This window comes from Nocardia sp. CY41, from assembly GCF_009829325.1.
Lineage (GTDB): Bacteria > Actinomycetota > Actinomycetes > Mycobacteriales > Mycobacteriaceae > Nocardia.
Map to the genome: position 1 here is coordinate 42,321 of NZ_VUOS01000019.1, position 19,869 is coordinate 62,189.

Here is a 19,869-nt window from a genome sequence, read left to right on the forward strand (position 1 = left end):
GGCTGACGGCGCGAGCCGACAGTCGCCCGCAGCGCGTTTGCGGCCCAGAACCATCCATGGCTCGGACCGACAGCCGCTGTGTGAAACGGAGGCAGTTGCTTCATGGCGGGGTAGGCGCGACATACAGGCCGAAAGGGACACATCGCTCTCCGAAATCCTCGATGTTCCGGGCGATCTCGGCCATGATACGGCGCATATGGTTCAAAACCCCCTTGGATTCCGACATTTCGGAGGTAGTAGCCATAGCGGTCGGATTGTGATCCACAACACTGGAATAGATTGTGGACAGCCGGTTTTCCATGCGCGACGAAAAGTTAGCTACTTCAGGTCAATTGGGCCGATAACGGACATATCAGATGTGCATTATCCCAAGTTGTGGAGTGTCCTGTGGAATTCGCTGGATGTTGTCCACATGACCGAGTGCTGGGTGTGGAGGGAGGGTGGCAGGGTCGGGTCCGCGTCCGGCCGCGGGGGCGTGCGATAGCGGGCTCTGAGCGGGGAGTGGAAGCAGGCGCGTCGTAGTGAGTATCTTCCCGCGCCTCCGATCGGGGCATATCCGGCATAGGTGACCGCAGGCGATAGCATCGGCGCATGGTGCTTGGGAATTCTGCGCGGAGTCGGGTGGCGGTAGTGCTATCGGTGGCGGTGCTTCCGGCGTTGGTCGCGACAGGTGCGCTGGCGGGGCAGGCGCGGGCCGACACCGCCGTCGCCATCGAGCAGCGGGAGTCGGTGGGCTCGGCGACAGGAACCGAGGGGCTCGATCCCAAGCTGGCGTTGGCCTACACCCTGGCGGAGCGGGAGGCGCACGCTCAGGGAATGCCCTTGTCCATCACCTCCGGATATCGGACCCCCGCCGAGCAGCAGGCGCTGTGGGAGGACGGCGTGGCGACCTACGGCCCGGAGGACGCGCGCCGCTGGGTGCTGCCGCCGGAGGAGTCCACCCACGTCTCCGGCGACGCGATCGACGTCGGTCCGCAGCAGGGCGCACGGTGGCTCGAGGCGAACGGCTACCGATGGGGCCTGTGCCGGATGTTCGAGAACGAATGGTGGCATTTCGAGCTGGCCACCGTGCCGGGCACGGACTGCCCGCCGATGACCCCGGACGCGAGCGTGCGCTGATCCACCGCCGATCCGCTGGACACCTTGCTCGACGCGATGCTCCGGGATGAGCCGGTCGGCTAGGTCATCGGCGCGAGTTCCAGGCCGCCCTCGATCGTGCTGGGGACCCGGCGGCGATCGGGGGAACCGAGCGCGGCGGTGAGATCCGTTCCGTCGTGTTCGGCGAGCAGGTCGCCGCTGTCCCACACCAGCAGTGTCGCGCTGACGGTGTTCTCGGCCGCCGAGTGTGCCAGGTCGTAGTGCGCGCACGCCGGGACATGCGGATAGGTGATCCACAGGTCGTAGCCGGTCATGAACAGGTCCAGGTCGAATTGCACGCTCAAACCGAGCAATTCGCTGCGGCCGTTGTCGTCGACGCCCGCGAACGCCTCGTCCAGCGCGAGCAGGCGCGGGGCCTGCGGGTCGGCCGAATCGAGCATGACGTGGGCCGCGGCGAACAGCGGCAGGTGCAGCGAGACCGACTGCTCTCCGCCCGACAACGCGCTGTGCCTGGCCACGGTGAGCTTGTCCTCGCTGCCGTCGGCGGAGATCAAGGTGAACGAGAACACCCGCCAGGTGCGGTAGTCCAGCGTCGCGGCCAGGATCTCGGGGTAGGAGCGTTCCGGGTGCGCGGCCCGCGCCGCGCGGATCTCGGACGCGAAATGCGCCCGGATCGCCGCCAGGTCCTCCGCCGTCAGTGCCGAGGCATCCCGGTCGAGCAGCTTGCACATCGCCCGCGCCGCGTCGGACAAGCTGTCGGCCAGCACCCAGTGCACGCCGATGGTGTTGCCCGAGGACATCCGGCGCTGCTTCATCTCCGCGCCCATCCGGCCGATGAGATCGCGGGCGTCGCTGGTGCGTTCGTGGATCTGCTGGGCCAGACCGGTCAACAGCGCGTCTTCCAGGATGCGCCGCTCGGCGTCGGTGAGCAGCAATTCCTGGTCACGGCGGGCGGCGTCGATGCGGCCGGCGAAGTCGGCCAGCGCGGAAACGCCGTGCTCGTCGTGCACCTGGACGACGGTGAGACCGTCGGCGGCGTCCCATTGCAACCGGTAATCGCGGCCCGAAGCGGCGAGCGCGGCATCGAATTCCTGCAACGCCGCGGTCACCGCCGAGCGCGTGGACTTGCGGGTCGCCTCGCCTGCGCGCACCGACGAGGTGGCCGCGGCGAGACTGTCGAACAGCGCGGCGACTTCGTCGGGCAGCACCCGCGCCTGCGCCTGCGGCCCGGCCGTCGATATCCGGTACAGCAATTGCTCGGGCGTCGACCACGCGGCCTCGCTGCTGGGCCAGCGTCCGTCGGCGGGCGCGCCGAGCAGCGTGAGCAGATCCGGCCGAGCATACGGCGCAAGCGTTTTCACCTCCGCCAGCACTTCGGTGAGGGCGGTGGCGAGGGACTCGTGCGCGGTGCGGTAGGCGGCTTCGGCGTCACCGACCGCCTCGATGGCCTGGTTGGCGGCCTTGCGCGCGGCTTTCTGCTCGGCCTTGGTCGCCTCGATCCGCTGCCGGGCCCGTTCCAATTCGCGGTCGACGTCGGCCGCGCCCGCGCCGAGGGCCTCCCGCAAGGTCTCCAGCTTGCGCAGTTGTTCCTGATAGCCGGTGCGCGCGGCCTCGGCTTCTTCCGCGAACGCCTCGGCCAGGTCGGCGGCCTCGGTCGAACGGTCCTCGGCCTCGCGTGCGCGTTCCCGTTCGCGTTCGTGGTCGCCGCGCAGCCGCAGCAGTCCCGTTCCGGTGTTCTCGAAGTGCCGGATGGCGGCGGCGAGGGCGTCGAGTTCGCGGGCCGTGCGCGGTGTGCGATGGGCGGCGGCGGCCGCCCGCAGCTTCTTCTCCGCGGCGGACAGTTCCGCGACCGCTCGGTCGAGGTCGCGCTCGGCGTGGGCGGCCGCCTCCGCGCGCGAGCGCAGTACGCCCGCGGCCTCCGACACCGCACGCAAGGCGGTGCTCACCGCGGTCGGGCGCGGAAGCTTTTTGGCGGCGGCTGAGATTCGCGCGAGTTCGGCGGTGGCGGCGGCTGCCTGCTGTTCGGCGGCGCGCCGGTCCTCGTCCGCGGCGGCCGCGGCGGCGATCAGCTCGGCCGAGCGGATCTCGCGGCGCCTGGCACGCGCGGTGGCGCCGATGAACTCGGCGTCGGTCTTGCGGTGCCTGCCGATCTGCACGCCTTGCCGGAACGCGCCGTTCGCTCCGATCGTCACCACACCGCCGGGCTCACCCGCGCCCTCGCGCAGGGCGACGGAGGCGAGCACGTCGGCGACGACCTGCCGCGGCACCGTCAGAGTGTCCGAATCGTCTTCTACGACGAGCACGTCGGCGAGCGTGCGACCGGTCGGGCGGTCCGATGCGGGCAGCGGCACCAGGAACTGATCGGAGTCGTAGTCGCTCGGCAACTCGCCGTTCGGGCAGACCCAGGCATCCAGCAGGTTCGCGGCGTGCAGCGCGGCCTCGATGCCCGCCGCGGCCTCGGGCGGCACGTCGTCCGCGAAACGCACCAGCCGCCACAGGGCGGCGCCGGGCCGGTCGCCGGTCCGGCCGGAGCGGCCCGCGAATCCCGGTGGCGCGTCGTCCCGGCGGGCGGTGACGCGTTCCAGTTCGGTAGTCAGCTCATCGTGGCGCGCCGCGGCCGTGGTGACGCGGGCGCGTGCCTCCTGACGGCGGGTACGGACCTCGTCGAGCAGGGGTTCGGCACGCTCGGCCAGGACTTCGACGACCGATGCGGCATCCGAATCCGTCTCGTCCAGTGCCGAACTCAACGCCTCGAACAATCCGGCGCGTACGGGGGAGTAGATCTCCCGGTGCTCGTCCCACCAGGTCCGCAACGCGGCCGTGACCTCGGAGCGGGTCAAGGCGACCGCCGCTTCGGCGTGCGCGACTTCCGCGGCGGCCGCGTCGCGCAGTTCCCGCGCGCGCTCGGCCAGCCGCTCGGCCCTGGTGCGTTCGGCGGCAGCGGTCTCCACCGCGGCGACCGCTTTGCGGACCGCGCGCACGTCGGCGTCGCGTTCCTCGGCGTGCCCGCGCACGGCGGTGGTGAGCTGCTCGGCCCGTGTCGCTTCCGGAAGCGGCGTCCAGGCGATTCCCGCCTCCTCGGCCGCGGCGCGCAGGTCGTCCTCACCGCGAGCGAGCGCGGCGGCGGCGGTGCGCACCGCGGTGCGCGCGCGCTCGGCCTCCTGGGCCCGCTGGTCCAGGGTCTGGCGGGACTTGAGCGCCTTGTCGGCGTGCACGCCCGCCGAGGTCTCCAGGCGCCGCACCGCGTCGGCCAGGTCGTCGAGCTGCTGTTTGCCCTCGTAGGCGCTGGAACGCTGGAGGTTCTCCCGGTCGGCGAGGGCTTGCTCGTAGGCACGGTCGGCTTCCTCGGCCCTGGCCTCGGCGGCGGTGCGCTCGGTCTCCCTGCGCTCGCGCAGGGCGGTAGCGGCGAACAGCGCGGTACTCGCGTGGGTCACCGCGTCGAGCCGCGCGCGCACCTGGTCGATGTCCGTCTTCGCCTGCACCGCGAGATATTTGCGATACACCTCGACGAACGCCCGCGTCGCCGTGTCGGCGTGCACCAGACCCTCCAGGGTGCGGCCGACCTCCTCCATGTCGCTGAACGAGCGGGCGGCGTCCAGGATCAGCTGCTCGTCGAGCGGGCGCAAGCCGTCGGTGAGCGCCTGCGACAGGCCGCGCGGGTCCAGGTTCTTGGCCAACTGCGGACGGCGAAGCGTGAGAATCAGATTGATCAGCTGGTCGTACCGCTGCGACCCGAGACCGAACATGCGCGCGTCGATGGCGTTGCGGTAGTCCACCGGCCGGTCGACGATCGAATCGGTGCCGATCTGCTCGGCTAGCTGTTTGCGGGTGAACGGACGGTCGTCCGGTCCGATCAAGGAGAAGTCCACACCGACCCGGCCGTCGGCGACGAAATACCAGCGGGTCACCTTGTCCGAGGACCGAGTGGCGCGCATACCGATGCCGACGGTGACCGTCTCGGGGTCCTCCCAGCGGCCGCGCGCGAACTCCATCCAGACATAGGAGTAGGCCGAGTCCTGCTTGCGGTAGAGCAGGTTCGACTTCATCGTGCGTTCCTCGCCGGCGAACGGGTTGAGCCTGCGCGGCTCGATCCGTCCGTCCAAGACGAAGGGGAACAGCACTTCCAGCGCCTTCGTCTTGCCCGACCCGTTCGGTCCGCGCAGGACCAATCTGCCGTCGCCGAAACAGAACTCCTGGTCGCGGTAGTCCCACAGGTTGACGATTCCGGCGCGGGTCGGGGTGAACCGCACTCCGCCGTGAATGAGCGACATCCGTCAGTTCCCTTCCGTACCGGTGCCGTCGGGCCCGTAGGTGTCGGCCGCCGTGACGAACAGTTCCGCGGCCCGCTTGCTGCGTACCGTGACGACCGCGCCACGGTAGCGGGCCAGGGCGGGCAGCACGAGCAGCCCGTCGTCCACCACGCGGACCAGTCGCAGCCGCTCCAGCAATGCCACCACCTCGGTGGTGAGGCGCGCGACGTCGGCCTGCCACTGCGCGGCGAATGTCGTACCGTAACGGTCGGCCAGCGCCTGGACCGTCTCGCGCAGCCAGGTCCGGTCGATCAGCGGATAGCCGGGCGAAGCCGGCAGATCCTCCTGGGCCCGCGGGTCCTCCGGCGGATCGAAGTCGCAGGCAAGTGAATCCGATGCGCCGGATTCGGCGAGCGGGGTGAACACGGTGGATTCGGGGATGGCTTCGTCGAGCTGGTCGGCCAGTGCCTCGCCGAGGTCCGCCGTGCCGGTGCGCCGCGGCAGCGGGTGGTCGATATCCAGCACCCGGTCGGCGATCTCGCCGGCCAGCAGCAAGGCGACCTGCGCGAGCGTGCCGGTCCCGGGGAAGCGGACGTCCGACAGCCGCCCCGAGGTGTCGATCAGCGCGACGCCCTCCGCCCGGCGTTCGGCGCGCAATCCGGTGAACAGCTCCACCTCGGCCACCACCCGCTCCTGGGCGAGGACAGGCCGCTCCTCGGGCGCGAGATCCTCGGCGTAGACCACCGGTTGTTCGACCAGCGCCCTGCGCACCCGGCGCGCGATCCCGGCGGGGCCGGTCGCGTGCGCCGAAAGGCCGGGAACCGTGGAGTCTTCGGTCAGCAGACCCCGCACGCTGTGCAGATGCTGCAGTGCCCGTGGCGGCCGGAACAGCGCGAAGACCACCGGCCGGTCGATGTCGTAGAGCGCCTCACCGGCTTCCGGATCACTGGCCCAGCCGCCCGCGTCGCCGTCGGCCAAGGTGAGCACGCCGCGTACGGTCAGCCAGCCCACCGCGTCGACGAAGGCGTCGCGGTCGGCGGCCCGGTCGGTGGCGAGCTCGAGCCCGTCCACCCGGCTCGCGTAGGCGGCGACCTGTTCGGCCAGCTCGGAGAGGGTGATCTGGTCTCCCGCGCGTCCCAGCGCGGCGAGCGCGAGGGCGAGATAGGCATAGCGGCGGCGGTCGAAGACGCGCTCGGCGGCGGTGCGCGCGGGCCTGCCCGCGTCCAGGTGGTCCAGCACCGGGAAGACCCGCGCGGTGGTCTCGGTGACTTCGAGCCGGTAGCCGAACAATTCGGCGAGGTCCTCGCGCAACTCGGTGGCCCAGCGCCGGATCAGCGACAGTGCGATCCGGTCCGGGTAGCTGCGGGTCACCAGGTGGTTGGCCAGGACGACCCGCGCGGCGCGTTGATAGTTGTCGAGCGCGAGCGCATCGATGGTGCGTCCGTGCATCAGCGGCGCTCCCCGCGCGGGTGCGACCGTGCTCCGGTCGACTGCTCGATCTTCAGTGTCCGGTTGTTCAATCGCAGCAGCCCTCGGGCGGTGCGCACCACCGTCGGGCCGTCGTGTTCGGACACCGTGAGGGTGACGCCGCTGTCGGAGCCGGTGGTGCCCGCCACCCGCCCGCGCACCGGAACCCACGCGGTGGACGCGGCGTCCAGCAACCGCAGCAGCACTTCCGTCTCCCGGTCGTCCAGGACCCGTTCGTGCACGTCCCCGGCGGCCAGCGACCTGGCGGCCTCGGCGCGGGCCCGCTGCGCCTCCAACTGGGCTTCGCGCAGGCGCCGGATACCTGCGTCGTTGCGGTGGATGCGGGCGGGCGCACCGGCCGAAGGCGGGCGCCCGGTCTCGGCCAGCGTGCGGGAGATCTCCAACGGCGGTGCGTCCCACCACGACCGGATCGCCGGAATCACGTCGGCGTCCGGGTGCTCCATCGCCAGGTGCCGTGGTTTGCCCAGCCCGAACACGGCGTCGAACAGGGCGTGGGCGCTGTCCACGGTCGGCGCCGCGGTGAACCAACCGGCCAGGTGGCGCAGCGCCGATTCCCGGCTGACCCCGCCGCGTCGTGTCTCGGTGACCCGTCGCAGCAGCGAGAGCACCGCGGCGATGGCGCTCATGGTGGCCTCGCGCAGTCGCTCCGCCTCCGTCGGGCCGTCCGCCCCACCGGCGGACGCCACGAACCAGGTCCGCAGTCCGTCCCATCTGGCCTGCCAATCGGCGCGGCGTTCCTCGATGCTCAGCAGCACCCGTTCGTCGCAGCGCGCCGCCCGGACGATCAGGTCGTCGGCTCCGGTTTCCTCGATCTCGGCGATCGCCGCCGCCAGCCGTGGAGTGAATCGAGCCAGGTCCAGGCTGAATTCCCGCATGTGCGCCAGCAGCGCGTCCTTGTGCGCGAGAAACGATTCCGGGGTGATCTCGGTGGTGCGCACCAGGTCGCCGAGCCCCAGATAGAAGTGCGCGGCGCGGGCGGCCAGGTCGGACAGGGCGGTGTCGAGACGGCGCAGTGTGCGGTAGACGCGTTCGGCGTCGCCCGCCCGATTGGCCTCGGCCAGGGTGTGCAGATCGGCCAGCAACTCCGGCAGCACGAGGCGCGACAGCGAGGCGTCGTCGAGGCGCGCGCTGAGCACACCGGCGACCGCCCGGTATGCCTGGAATCCTGCCCGGGAGAACTGGTACACGTAGTGCCGGTTGCGGTATTCGGCCAGTGTCGCGGCGCGGGTTCCGTCGTAACTGCGTTCCAGCACGCCCCAGTGGTGCAGTTGGTCGAGCAGCGGACCGATCTCGGCCGCGGTCAGGCGTGCGGCAGCGGCCGGGTCGGTTCCATCCCGGGGCAGTTCCGGCGCACCGGTTTTCTGCTTTCGTCGCTCGCCCTCGCGCGAACCGGTAGGAAGCGTGCGTGATTCCGTGGTGCGCTCCGCATCCCGGGCCATTGCGACCGGTCGGTCCGGAATGGTCGAGTCCGGTGCGCGCAGCACGCTCCCGTGGCGTTCGATCCACTCCGCGACGTCGTCGGCGTGCAGCAGCACCACGTACGCCGCTCGCGCACTGTCGAACGCGCGCAGCACCCGGAGGTAGTCCGCGCGCCGCTCGGCGGTGGCGAAAGAGAACAGCCGCAGCCGGTCGTCCCAGGGGGTGTCGGCACAGCCGTCATCGGAGTCGGTCACCGGGAACAGGGTAGTAGCGGGCCGATCGCCACCTGCACGACGTTCCGCTGTTCGGCGTGGCCGGGTCCGGTTCGTCACCATTCGCCGCGGCTGCCCAGCGGTGTGGCTCACTCGACGGACAACGAACGCATCTGGTCCAGATACGCGCGGGTGCGTGGGTCGCCGGGGAATCGCTCGATGATCTCGCGCGCGACTTCGCCCGCGATCCACATCAGCGAAGGCAGCGACCGTCTGCTGCCCGCGAACGCGCGCTTACCCTCGGCCACCGCCAGTTCCAGGTCACGGTCGCGCACCGCGACCACGGCCAGCGTCAGGTGCGCCTCGGAGACGCGCATCGGGTTGCGTACCGTGCCGTCGGGGCGGGTGGCGTTGCGGATCACCTCGCGCGCGTATGTTTCGGCGAGCCGATCCTCGCCCGCCACCCGGCAGCAGTCCATCGCGTAGAAGTCGAACTTGTTCGCGTCGATGACGAAATGGTTGTCCAGATTCGCCGGATGTTCGAGTCGCTCCAAGATAGCTCTGCCGTCGTCGAGGGCGGCATCCACCTCCCGTGGGTTGCCCAGCCTGGCCCAGGCTTTGGCGCGCTGGGCGGCGAGCTGAACGCCGACGCGCAGGTGCTGGCTTACTTCCAGCGTCGGCTGCACGGTCTCGATGACGCCGCGGTAGTTGCCCTGGGTCAGCGCGAACCACGCGGTCATTTCCGCTGCCCACGCGGCGATCTCGAGATGCTCCGCCTCCCGCGCCAGCGATTGCGCGGCGCGGCGGGTCGCCTCCGCGGCGGTGCGCCGGCCGAGATCGTAATCCACGCAACCAACCAGCAAAGCGACCCATCCAGCGAGAATGAGGATTTCGCGGTGCTGCGCGAGAGTCAGGCGACCATCCAGCAACGATGTGATCCTGCGCAGCCAGGCCGTGCCTTCGGCGTGCAGGTCGTGCGGGTCGGCGTAGGAGTATTCGCAGCACAGGCGCTCGGCGGTGATGCGGATGGCCTCCAGCGTCACCGAGGACACGTCGGACATGCGCAGTCGCCCGAGGAACTCGAGCGTGTCCATGCCCGTCGCCGAGAGCAATTCGTCGTCCCGGTTGGGTCTCGCCTTCGGGAAGAACGCCGCGGCCACCGTGTCGAAGGTCGCGGCGATGATGGGCGCGTAGAAATCGTCGGGGCGTGATTCGCCCGATTCCCAACGGCGCCAGTTGCGTAGGAGCGTACTGTCGGTCGGCAGGTTGTGCGAAGACTTTCCACGCATCACGCGAACAGCGTCGGCTTGCGACCACCCCCTCGCGTCACGCTCGGAACGCATTCGGACAGCCCAGACGGGTCGATCGTCGGTAGCGGCCACGACTGTAGTATCGCACCAGTTAACGTTTGGTGGCCCTAAGAGGGCAGGCAGATGTCCGTGTGTTGCCAGCTACATTCGGCCCGCCGCGTTGTGCATCCTGGATATGGCGCCAGATGTTTGCCAACCCCTCCTGTAAGAGCAGTTGCAAGTACATCTGCTCTTGCACGAAGCGCAAATACCCCGTAGAACGGGTGGATCCACATAAGAGAACAGCGATCCCAATCCAACGGAGGTTCGGGTGGAAGCGTTGATCTATGGATACTTGCGTGACGATCTGGCCGATGGCCATAGCAAAGAGCTCGAGGCCGCGATGAGCAGCCTCGCCCGCGAGGAAGGGCTGTGCTTCGCCGCAACGTTCCATGAATCGACCGGCGGTGACGGGACGGCTTTCGCCGAGCTCACGGCGGAACTCAAGCGTGCCGACGCGCATCATGTGGTGGTTCCCTCACTCGATCACTTTGCCGGTCAGACGATTCCGCGCGACATCCTGATCGCCAAACTGGCTCAGGACGCGGCGGCGCGGGTGTGGACCGTGGAGAGCTGATCGCCGCGACCGAAATGCCCGGTACCGCACCGATCCCCACCGTCGCAGCCAGGTCGCCGCACCGGTCGCGATCACACCCGCTGCCAGGGAAGCGAGCAGCCCCGCGAGCCGGTGCTGTTCGAACAGCGGGTACACCTGCCAGTGCAGCAGATAGACGAACAGCGAGCCGTCGGCCAGCACCGCCGCGCAGACGGCGACGACAGCGGGGACCCGGACCGCGGACAACCACACCAGTGCGAGCAAACCCGCCATGATCAGTCGTTCCCGCTCGGGAACGCCGAAATAACCAGGCACCGCGATCAGTACGACGGCACTCACCGTCATCCGCTGCCACACCGACGTCGCCTTCGCCGCCGCCCAGCCGAGCGCGAAGAGCCAGACCGCCAGCGGAGAGAACGGGATGTCCTTCGCCGAATACAGACCGAACGCCTGGTATCGGAAAACGAGGCTCAGCGCGACCAGCGCCATCGCGAACCGGAACGGCTCGGCGCGTTGCCACCGGTCCACCGCGGGGATCCGGAGCAGCAGCGCCGCGACCAGCATGAAGTACACGAGCACCTCGAGAAACCACAGGTGCCCAGCGGTGGCGCTGTCGTGCGGGCCGAGGATCTTGTTCAGTAACAGGACATTCTGCCAACCGTAGTAGTCGCTGAACGGCAGCGTCATCGCCACCCAGAGCGCCGTCGGCACCGCGATGAATCCCACGGCGCGCAATGTGTGCCGCCATCGCTGGGCGGGTGGCGCCGCGGTCACGGCGAACCGCGCGAAGTTGAATCCGGCCACCCCGAGCAGCACGTGTGCCGCCCCCCACCGCACGAACACTCCGGCGTGCGCGCTCACGATGAGCACGATGCCGACGGCGCGCAGCAGTGTCGCGGTGTCGAGCGTCCGTCCGAAGCGTCTGCGGCTCTCGGGTGCCCGCTCCAGATCCGCGACGGGCGTGTTCGGCCAGTCGGCGGGGAGGCCGCCGAGTGCCCGCTCCAGTCGCGCCGCGGTGGTCACGTAGGTGAGCGAATTGCCGCCGAGATCGACGAAGGTGCTGTCCGCGTGGATCCGCGCGGGGTCGATGCCGAGGGTGGTGGCGTAGAGGGCGCGGATGTCACGTCCTTGCGCCGCGGGCCCGGCCAAGCAGCGGATAGCGGGGTAGTCGGGTTTGCCGTTGGGTAGCCGGGGCATTCGCTCGACCGGGTGGACTCGAACCGCGGCGGCGGGCAGACCGGACAGGTGCGCGGCGTGCTCGGTCGGATCCGACCGGGGATTCTCCACCGCGATGATCAGGTGCGCGTCGTCGTCGGCACAACAAGCCGTGAATCCGGCCTCCGCCAGCCCGGATTCGAGCCGTTCCAGGTCGATGCGCAATCCGAAGATCTTGGCGAACCGGCTGCGCCTGCCGACCACCCGATACAAGCCCTCCGGCGTGCGCCGGGCGAGGTCACCGGTGCGCAGGGCCTCGAGCGTGCGGCCGAGGGCGAGATCCCCGGTCGACTTCGCGTAGCCCATCATCACGTTGGGCCCGTGATAGACCAGTTCGCGCGGTTCGTCCTCTTCGTCGCCGGCATCCTCGACCGGCTCGAGGGTGAATTCGCCCCCGGGAATGGGGATCCCGATGCAGTCGGGATGCGCGCTCGCCAGATGCGGAGGCAGATACGCCATCCGGGCGGTGGCCTCGGTCTGGCCGTACATCACCACGAAGTCCCAGCCGCGTTCCCGGCCGAGCTCGGCGAATGCGCGCACCCGCTCCGGCGCGAGCCTGCCGCCCGCTTGCGTGATGTAGCGCAGGTGCGGCAGGGACTTGCGGGCGAAACCGATCCGGTCCAGGAGGTCGATGGTGTAGGGCACCGCGGCGAAAGACGTTGCCCGGCAGTCCCGGAAGGCCTGCCAGAATTCCACGTCGAGTACCGACCGGTCGGTGAGCAGGAGGCTCGCTCCGCGCACCAGGTGGCTGTGCACCACCGACAGCCCGTAGCAGTAGAACATCGGCAAGGTGGTGGCCGCGCAGTCGTCCGGCCCGATCGCCAGGTAGTCGGCGATGGCGGCGGCGTTCGACCGCAGATTCTCCGCGGAGAGCCGGACCAGCTTCGGCGACCCGGTGGACCCCGACGTGCTCAGCAGCAGCGCGAGATCCGGATGCAGACGATGCGCCGAGCGTTCCCGGATCATGCGGGCGCGGCCGTCTTCGATGACAATGTCCGGGTCATAGGTATCCCGCAACTCCGCAGTGATCCGCTCGGCGAGCAAGACGACGCACCCGGCGCTGAGTGCTCCGAGATACGCGACGAGCGAGGCGAGATCGTTGCGCGCGGCGAGCGCGACGAGGCGGCGGGCCGGGCCCAGCTCGGTCGCGTAGGCCTCGACGAGCGCCGCAAGCCGAGCGTAGGTCACCTGCCGGCCGGCTTCGCACTCGGCACCGCCGCCCGCGCCCGCAGGGTCGGGGCAATGGACGGCGATCCGCTCGTCGAAGGTGCGCAGACGCTCGACGATCGGATGGACGGTCACCGGCGAAAGTGTAGGAGGCGGCCGTTGGACGGCCCCGAGGTGGCCCCCCGGCGAACTTTCGGCGAACCCGGCGGCGGACGGGCGCCCGCACCGAACGCGCCGCCGCGCAACCGGTCAGAGACCGAAGCTGCCCGGACCCCGCCTGCGCAGGTACTTCTCGAATTCGGCTGCGATGGCGTCGCCATCGATCTTGGCCATCGCCTCGTTGACGTCGACCGCCGCGTCCCCGCGCTCCTCCAGCGAGCGCACGTACTCGCTGATCTCCTCGTCGCCCACGGTCATCTCGTTGACCGCGGTCTCCCAGTCCTCGGCCTGCTTGGGCAGCTCACCCAGCGGCACCTCGATGTCGAGCACGTCCTCGACCCGGTGCAGCAGCGCGATGGTCGCCTTCGGATTCGGCGGCTGGGAGACGTAGTGCGGGACCGCGGCCCAGAACGACACCGCCGGGACGCCCGCCTTCACGCACTGGTCCTGCAGCACGCCGGTGATGCCGGTCGGTCCCTCGTAGCGGGTCTGCTCCAGGTTGAACCGCTCGGCCGCCTCCTTGCTGTAGGCCGAGCCGGTCACCGGCACCGGCCTGGTGTGCGGGGTGTCCGCGAGCAGGGCGCCGAGGATCACCACCGTCTGCACCCCGAGTTGCTCGATGAACTCCAGCAGGTCGCCGCAGAAGCTGCGCCAGCGCATGTTCGGTTCGATGCCGCGCAGCAGCACCACGTCGCGGTCGCTGCCGGGCGGCGAGCAGACCGACAACATCGTCGACGGCCACTGGATTTCCCTGGTCACCCCGTCCACCTGACGCACCGTCGGCCGGTTGACCTGATAGTCGTAGTAGTCCTCGGAGTCGAGTTCGGCCAACGGCTCGGCGTCCCAGATCAGTTCCAGATGCTCGACGGCGCCGCTGGCCGCGTCACCGGCGTCGTTCCACCCCTCGAAGGCGGCGACCAGTACCGGATCCCGCAACGTCGGCAGGTCCGGATCGGGAGTTTCACTGGCGTTCACTCGGTCAGCCTACGGTGTGCGGCGATATGGCGTGTCCTCTGACGGCCGGACAGGGTGGCGTGTTTCCGCGTGCGGGCGGCGGCGGCGCCGGGCCGGGCGTGTGGCCCAGGACACCGAGCTTCGACGCGGTGGCCTGGAACGTCCACCCCGCCCACTACGCTGGAGCGCATGTCTGCGTCCATCCCCGCCGAGTTCGACACCACGCTACTCGACACGCTGCGCCGCCGTGTCGTCATCGGCGACGGTGCGATGGGCACCATGCTGCAAGCGGCTGATCTGACCCTGGACGATTTCCGCGGGTTGGAGGGCTGTAACGAGATCCTCAACGACACCCGTCCCGATGTCCTGCGTGGTATCCACCGCGCCTATTTCGAGGCGGGCGCCGACGCGGTCGAGACCAACACCTTCGGCTGCAACCTGCCCAACCTCGCCGACTACGACATCGCCGACCGGATCCGCGACCTCTCCGAGCGGGGTACCCGGCTGGCCCGCGAGGTCGCCGACGAGATGGGCCCGTCCGCCGACGGTACGCCACGGTACGTCCTCGGCTCGATGGGTCCCGGCACCAAGCTGCCCACGCTCGGTCACGCCGCGTTCGCCGCGCTCCGCGACGCCTACACCGAGGCCGCCCTCGGCATGCTCGACGGCGGCGCCGACGCCATCCTCATCGAAACCTGCCAGGACCTGTTGCAGGTGAAGGCGGCGGTGACCGGAAGCCGCCGCGCGATGGCGAAGCTGGGCCGCCGGATCCCGATCATCACGCACGTCACGGTGGAGACCACCGGCACCATGCTGGTCGGCAGCGAGATCGGCGCGGCGCTCACCGCGCTGGAGCCGCTCGGCATCGACATGATCGGCCTGAACTGCGCGACCGGTCCGGACGAGATGAGCGAGCACCTGCGCCACCTGTCGCGGCACGCGCAGGTGCCGGTCTCGGTGATGCCGAACGCCGGGCTGCCGGTGCTGGGCGCCGACGGGGCGGTGTACCCGCTCACCCCCGAGGAGCTGGCCGTCGCCCTGCGCGGGTTCGTCACCGAGTTCGGGCTGGCCCTGGTGGGCGGCTGCTGCGGGACCACGCCCGAGCACATCCGCCAGGTCACCGCCGCGGTGCGCGAGGTCGAGCCGACCCTGCCGCCGATCGCCGAGCGGCGCGTGCCGGTGCACGAGCCCAGCGTGTCCAGCATGTACACCGCGGTGCCGTTCGACCAGGACGCCTCGGTCCTGATGATCGGCGAGCGGACGAACGCCAACGGTTCCAAGGCGTTCCGGGAGGCCATGCTGGCCGGGGACTGGCAGAAGTGCCTGGACATCGCCAAGGACCAGACCCGCGACGGCGCGCACATGCTCGACCTGTGCGTCGACTACGTCGGCCGGGACGGCACCCGCGACATGGCGGAGCTGGCCGGACGGCTGGCCACCGCCTCGACGCTGCCGATCATGCTCGACTCCACCGAGGCCCCGGTGCTGCAGGCCGGGCTGGAACACCTCGGCGGGCGGTGCGCGGTCAACTCGGTCAACTACGAGGACGGCGCGGGCCCCGATTCGCGTTTCCAGCAGACCATGCGGCTGGTCGCCGAGCACGGCGCCGCGGTGGTCGCGCTGACCATCGACGAGGAGGGCCAGGCCCGCACGGCGGCGAAGAAGGTCGAAATCGCCGAGCGGCTGATCGCCGACATCACCGGCAACTGGGGGCTGTCGGAGAGCGACATCATCATCGACACGCTCACCTTCACCCTGGGCACCGGTCAAGAGGAGTCCCGCCGCGACGGGCTGGAGACCATCGAGGCGATCCGCGAGCTCAAGCGCCGCCATCCGCGCGTGCAGACCACCTTGGGCCTGTCCAACATCTCCTTCGGCCTCAATCCCGCGGCCCGCCAGGTGCTCAACTCGGTCTTCATGCACGAATGCGTGGAGGCCGGCCTGGATTCCGCGATCGTGCACGCCTCCAAGATCCTGCCGATCAGCCGGATCCCGGACGAGCAGCGCGAGGCCGCGCTGGACCTGGTGTACGACCGCCGCGCCGAGGGCTACGACCCGCTGCAGAAGCTGATGGAGCTGTTCGAAGGCGTGTCCACGTCCTCGTCGAAGGCGTCGCGGGCGGAGGAGCTGGCCGCGCTGCCGCTGTTCGAGCGGTTGGAGCGGCGGATCGTCGACGGCGAGCGAGCGGGCATGGAGGCCGACCTGGACGCGGCCATGACCGAGGTGCCGCCGCTGCAGATCATCAACGAGACTCTGCTGGCGGGGATGAAGACGGTCGGTGAGCTGTTCGGGTCCGGCCAGATGCAGCTGCCGTTCGTGCTGCAGTCCGCCGAGGTGATGAAGGCCGCCGTCGCCTACCTCGAGCCGCACATGGAGGCCACCGACGACAGCGGCAAGGGCCGCATCGTGCTGGCCACCGTGAAGGGCGACGTGCACGACATCGGCAAGAACCTGGTGGACATCATCCTGTCGAACAACGGCTACGAGGTGGTCAATCTCGGCATCAAGCAGCCGATCGCCACCATCCTGGACGCGGCGGTGGACAAGAAGGCCGACGTCATCGGCATGTCCGGCCTGCTGGTGAAGTCGACCGTGGTGATGAAGGAGAACCTCGAGGAGCTCAACGCCAAGGGCGTGGCCGAGCAGTTCCCGGTGCTGCTCGGCGGCGCGGCCCTCACCCGGTCGTACGTGGAGAACGACCTGACCGCGGTGTACGAGGGCGACGTGCATTACGCGCGAGACGCGTTCGAGGGCCTGCGGCTGATGGACGACATCATGACCCGCAAGCGCGGCGGCGAACTCGACCCGGACAGCCCGGAGGCCCTCGCCGAGCGGGAGAAGGCCGCCGAGCGCCGAGCGCGGCACGAGCGCTCCAAGCGGATCGCCGCGGAGCGCCGGGCGGCCGAGGTGCCCGTCGTGGTGCCCGAACGCTCGGACGTCGCGGCCGAGCTGCCGGTGCCGGTGCCGCCGTTCTGGGGCACCCGTGTGGTGAAAGGTCTCGCGCTGCACGAATACTCGGGTCTGCTGGACGAGCGGGCCCTGTTCCTCGGGCAGTGGGGTCTGCGTGGGCAGCGCGGTGGTGACGGGCCCAGCTACGAGGAACTGGTGGAGACCGAGGGCAGGCCGCGCCTGCGCGCCTGGCTGGACCGGCTGAGCACGGAAGGCGTCCTGCAGCACGCCGCGGTCGTATACGGCTATTTCCCCGCGGTGTCCGAAGGCGACGATGTCATCGTGCTCACCGAGCCGGAACCCGACGCGCCGGAACGGTATCGGTTCACCTTCCCGCGTCAGCAGCGCGACCGGTTCCTGTGCATCGCCGACTTCATCCGCTCGCGGGCGTACGCCCGAACGGCCGGTCAGGTCGACGTCCTGCCGTTCCAGCTGGTCACCATGGGTCAGCCGATCGCCGATTTCGCCAACGAGCTGTTCGCGGGCGACAGCTACCGCGACTACCTCGAGGTGCACGGCATCGGCGTCCAGCTCACCGAGGCGCTGGCCGAGTACTGGCACCGCCGCATCCGCGAGGAACTCGTGCTCGACGGCCACGCGGTCGCCGAGTCCGACCCGGCGGACGTGCTGGACTACTTCAAGCTCGGCTATCGCGGCGCACGCTACTCCTTCGGTTACGGCGCCTGCCCCGAGCTGGAAGATCGCGCCAAACTGGTCGATCTTCTCGAGGCCGACCGCATCGGTGTCACGCTGTCGGAAGAGTTGCAGCTGCATCCGGAACAGTCGACGGATGCCTTCGTCCTGGTGCATCCGGAGGCGAAGTACTTCAACGCGTAGCCGTGCGCTGATGCGGCGTGGCGTGGCGGTCGGGGCGGCGATCGCTGGTGGCCTGCGAGCCATAGCGAAATGCTCTCGCGCAAAGGGCCTTTGCTACCTGCCCGGATGTCGTGTCGCGCGGGGATCGGAGCGATCGTCGGCGCGTTTCCCGGGCGGGCGCGCGCGGTTTACCTGGGCGATCGACCATCCCCGTGCCGGGAGGTGGATGTCTGTCGGGTAGATGTGCCATTGTCGAAGGCGTTGTAACTGCATCCGGGGCAGTCGGCGGATGCGTTCGCGTCCCTGCTCAGTGGTGCGAAGCACCTCGGCGCGTACGCCTTCGGAGTCTTCCGGGCTTGCGCGTGGAGTGCGAAACGGCCAGGCGCGTAAGTAGGAGAGGCACACCACCATGACGGCGGATCGATTGATCGCGGGACGGTATCGGCTCACGGATCCGATCGGCACCGGCGCCATGGGTGTGGTCTGGCGGGCGACCGACGAGCGATTGCAGCGCACCGTCGCGGTCAAACAGGTGCTCCTGGGTCCCGGACTGACCGGGTCCGCGGCGCTGGAGGCGAAACGGCGTGCCATGCGGGAGGGGCGGATCGCCGCGCGCCTGCACCATCCGAACGCCATCACCGTGTTCGACGTGGCGGAGGAGGACGGCCAGCCCTGGCTGGTCATGGAGTATCTGGACGCGCCGAGCCTGGCGGCCAAACTGTCGGGCGATCGCACCCTGCCGCCGCTCGAGGTCGCCCGGATCGGCGCGCAGGCGGCGAGCGCCCTGGCGGCCGCACACGACGCGGGGATCATGCACCGAGACGTGAAGCCGGCCAACCTGCTCGTCGCCGACGACGGCACGGTCAAGATCACCGACTTCGGCATCTCTCGCGCGGTCGGCGACGTAACGGTCACGGCCACCGGATTCCTCGCCGGGACGCCGGCCTATCTGTCGCCGGAGGTGGCCCGCGGCGAGGATCCCGAACCGGCCTCCGACGTCTTCGCCCTCGGTTCGACGCTGTACGCGGCAGTGCAGGGCACCCCGCCGTTCGGCGAGGGAGACAACCCGCTGGCCTTGCTGCATTCGGTCGCGCGAGGCGAGATCCCGCCGCCCGAGGCCGCGGGTTCACTGGGGCCGGTACTGATGTACCTGCTCGCTCCGGCCGTCGCCGACCGCCCGACCATGCGGGAGGCGAAAACGCTCCTGGAAGCCGTTGCCGCGGGCCGGGATCCGCAGTTGCCCGCGGCGGTGACCAAGGTGATTCCCGCACCTGCCACGGCTGCCGCCGCGACCACCGTGCTGCCGAACCGCCCCGCTGTCGTCTCGCCGGAGCAGTCGGGCGACACCGGAGTGACCGCGGTCGTACCCGCGGAGTCGGGTCCGTCCGCGCCGCAACCGGTTACGCCGGCGCCGCGCCGGGCCGGGATGGCGGCGACCTTGCCGGGCGTGCTGCGTGGCCGGCAGCGAGGCCGGCTGATCGCCGTTGAAGTCGCCGCGGTCGTCGGGGTGCTGATCCTGGTCGGCATCATCGCGATGCTGGCCGGAGCGGACGGCGAGGGCGGAGCCGCGCCGACCTCGTCGGCCGTACCTCCGGCCGCTGTGGCGCCCGAGAACGCGCCGTCACCGGGCGACGCGGCCGGAACCGAGCCGCGGCAGGCCCCGGCGCAAGCTCCCGGCCAAGCCCCGGCGCAAACCTCCGCCGCATCGCCCGCACCCACGTCCGGGCCCGTGCCGGGGCCCGCGCCCACGTCGGCGGGTGCCCCGCCGCCCCCGCCCGCCCCGGGAACCACCCCTCCGGCGCCGACGACGAATCCCGCGCCGAGCACCACCCCGCCGCCCAGCACCACGCCTCAGCCCACCACGTCGAGCCCTGCCCCGACCACCACCGGGCCGGCCACCACGGCGACGACGACGCCGTCCGGGCCGCCGACCTCCGACCGGATCGCCTCGTTCATCCAGGGCTACTACGGCATGCTGCCCACCAACGTGTCCGGCGCCTGGACGCAGCTGGCGCCCGGATACCAGGCGCAGACCGGCTACGACTCCTATGTGAAATTCTGGGGCACCATCCGTTCGGTGAGCGTCGGCTCGGTCACGCAGAACGGCGGTAACCGGGCGGTGGTCGCGCTCACCTATATCTTGAAGAACGGGACGACGACCTCCGAGAGCCGCTGGATCGAGGTCGTCGGCGACAGCGCCAAGCTGCAGATAGCAGCGTCGGGCACGTAGGCGCCGT

General features: G+C 70.1%; 10 protein-coding genes. 4 read left to right on the forward strand and 6 right to left on the reverse strand.

Annotated features, from left to right (window positions below; genetic code table 11):
- Positions 1 to 591 precede the first annotated feature (591 nt).
- Positions 592 to 1,119 carry a M15 family metallopeptidase gene (locus GVY64_RS20950; protein ID WP_159844028.1) on the forward strand — a complete coding sequence of 176 codons (528 nt, stop codon included), beginning with the start codon at positions 592 to 594 and terminating at the stop codon, positions 1,117 to 1,119.
- 59 nt (positions 1,120 to 1,178) lie between these two features.
- Here GVY64_RS20950 and GVY64_RS20955 read toward each other — a convergent pair whose 3' ends face one another.
- From GVY64_RS20955 to GVY64_RS20975, 4 genes are all read right to left on the reverse strand, one after another.
- The gene (locus GVY64_RS20955) at positions 1,179 to 5,369 is read right to left on the reverse strand and encodes a TIGR02680 family protein (protein ID WP_159844030.1); all 4,191 of its coding nucleotides are present in this window, start codon (positions 5,367 to 5,369) and stop codon (positions 1,179 to 1,181) included.
- Positions 5,370 to 5,372: 3 nt separating this feature from the next.
- Entirely contained in the window at positions 5,373 to 6,797 is a 1,425-nt protein-coding gene (locus GVY64_RS20960; RefSeq protein ID WP_159844032.1) for a TIGR02678 family protein, read from the reverse strand.
- Positions 6,797 to 8,509, reverse strand: coding sequence for a TIGR02677 family protein (locus GVY64_RS20965; RefSeq protein WP_442939607.1), 1,713 nt, complete (start codon positions 8,507 to 8,509; stop codon positions 6,797 to 6,799). The genes GVY64_RS20960 and GVY64_RS20965 overlap by 1 nt, the downstream gene beginning before the upstream one ends.
- Positions 8,510 to 8,616: 107 nt before the next feature.
- Positions 8,617 to 9,756 carry an XRE family transcriptional regulator gene (locus tag GVY64_RS20975; protein ID WP_159844331.1) on the reverse strand — a complete coding sequence of 380 codons (1,140 nt, stop codon included), beginning with the start codon at positions 9,754 to 9,756 and terminating at the stop codon, positions 8,617 to 8,619.
- 331 nt (positions 9,757 to 10,087) lie between these two features.
- Here GVY64_RS20975 and GVY64_RS20980 point away from each other — a divergent pair, with 331 nt between their 5' ends.
- Positions 10,088 to 10,393 (forward strand): hypothetical protein, encoded by a 306-nt coding sequence (locus tag GVY64_RS20980; RefSeq protein ID WP_159844034.1) that lies wholly within the window; start codon positions 10,088 to 10,090, stop codon positions 10,391 to 10,393.
- On the opposite strand, the gene GVY64_RS20985 is transcribed toward GVY64_RS20980, so the two are convergent.
- Together GVY64_RS20985 and GVY64_RS20990 are read right to left on the reverse strand one after the other, a co-directional pair.
- Positions 10,295 to 12,889 carry an AMP-binding protein gene (locus tag GVY64_RS20985; RefSeq protein WP_159844036.1) on the reverse strand — a complete coding sequence of 865 codons (2,595 nt, stop codon included), beginning with the start codon at positions 12,887 to 12,889 and terminating at the stop codon, positions 10,295 to 10,297. The genes GVY64_RS20980 and GVY64_RS20985 overlap by 99 nt on opposite strands.
- Before the next feature lie 114 nt (positions 12,890 to 13,003).
- A complete protein-coding gene (locus tag GVY64_RS20990; RefSeq protein ID WP_159844038.1) occupies positions 13,004 to 13,888 on the reverse strand; it encodes a PAC2 family protein in 885 nt (294 codons plus the stop codon).
- 168 nt (positions 13,889 to 14,056) lie between these two features.
- Between GVY64_RS20990 and metH the strand changes: the two genes are divergently transcribed.
- Both metH and GVY64_RS21000 read left to right on the forward strand, forming a co-directional pair.
- A complete protein-coding gene (gene metH / locus GVY64_RS20995; RefSeq protein WP_159844040.1) occupies positions 14,057 to 17,653 on the forward strand; it encodes a methionine synthase in 3,597 nt (1,198 codons plus the stop codon).
- A gap of 388 nt (positions 17,654 to 18,041) precedes the next feature.
- On the forward strand, positions 18,042 to 19,862 hold the full coding sequence (locus GVY64_RS21000) for a serine/threonine-protein kinase (protein WP_159844043.1): 1,821 nt from the start codon (positions 18,042 to 18,044) through the stop codon (positions 19,860 to 19,862).
- The last annotated feature ends 7 nt before the right edge of the window (positions 19,863 to 19,869 follow it).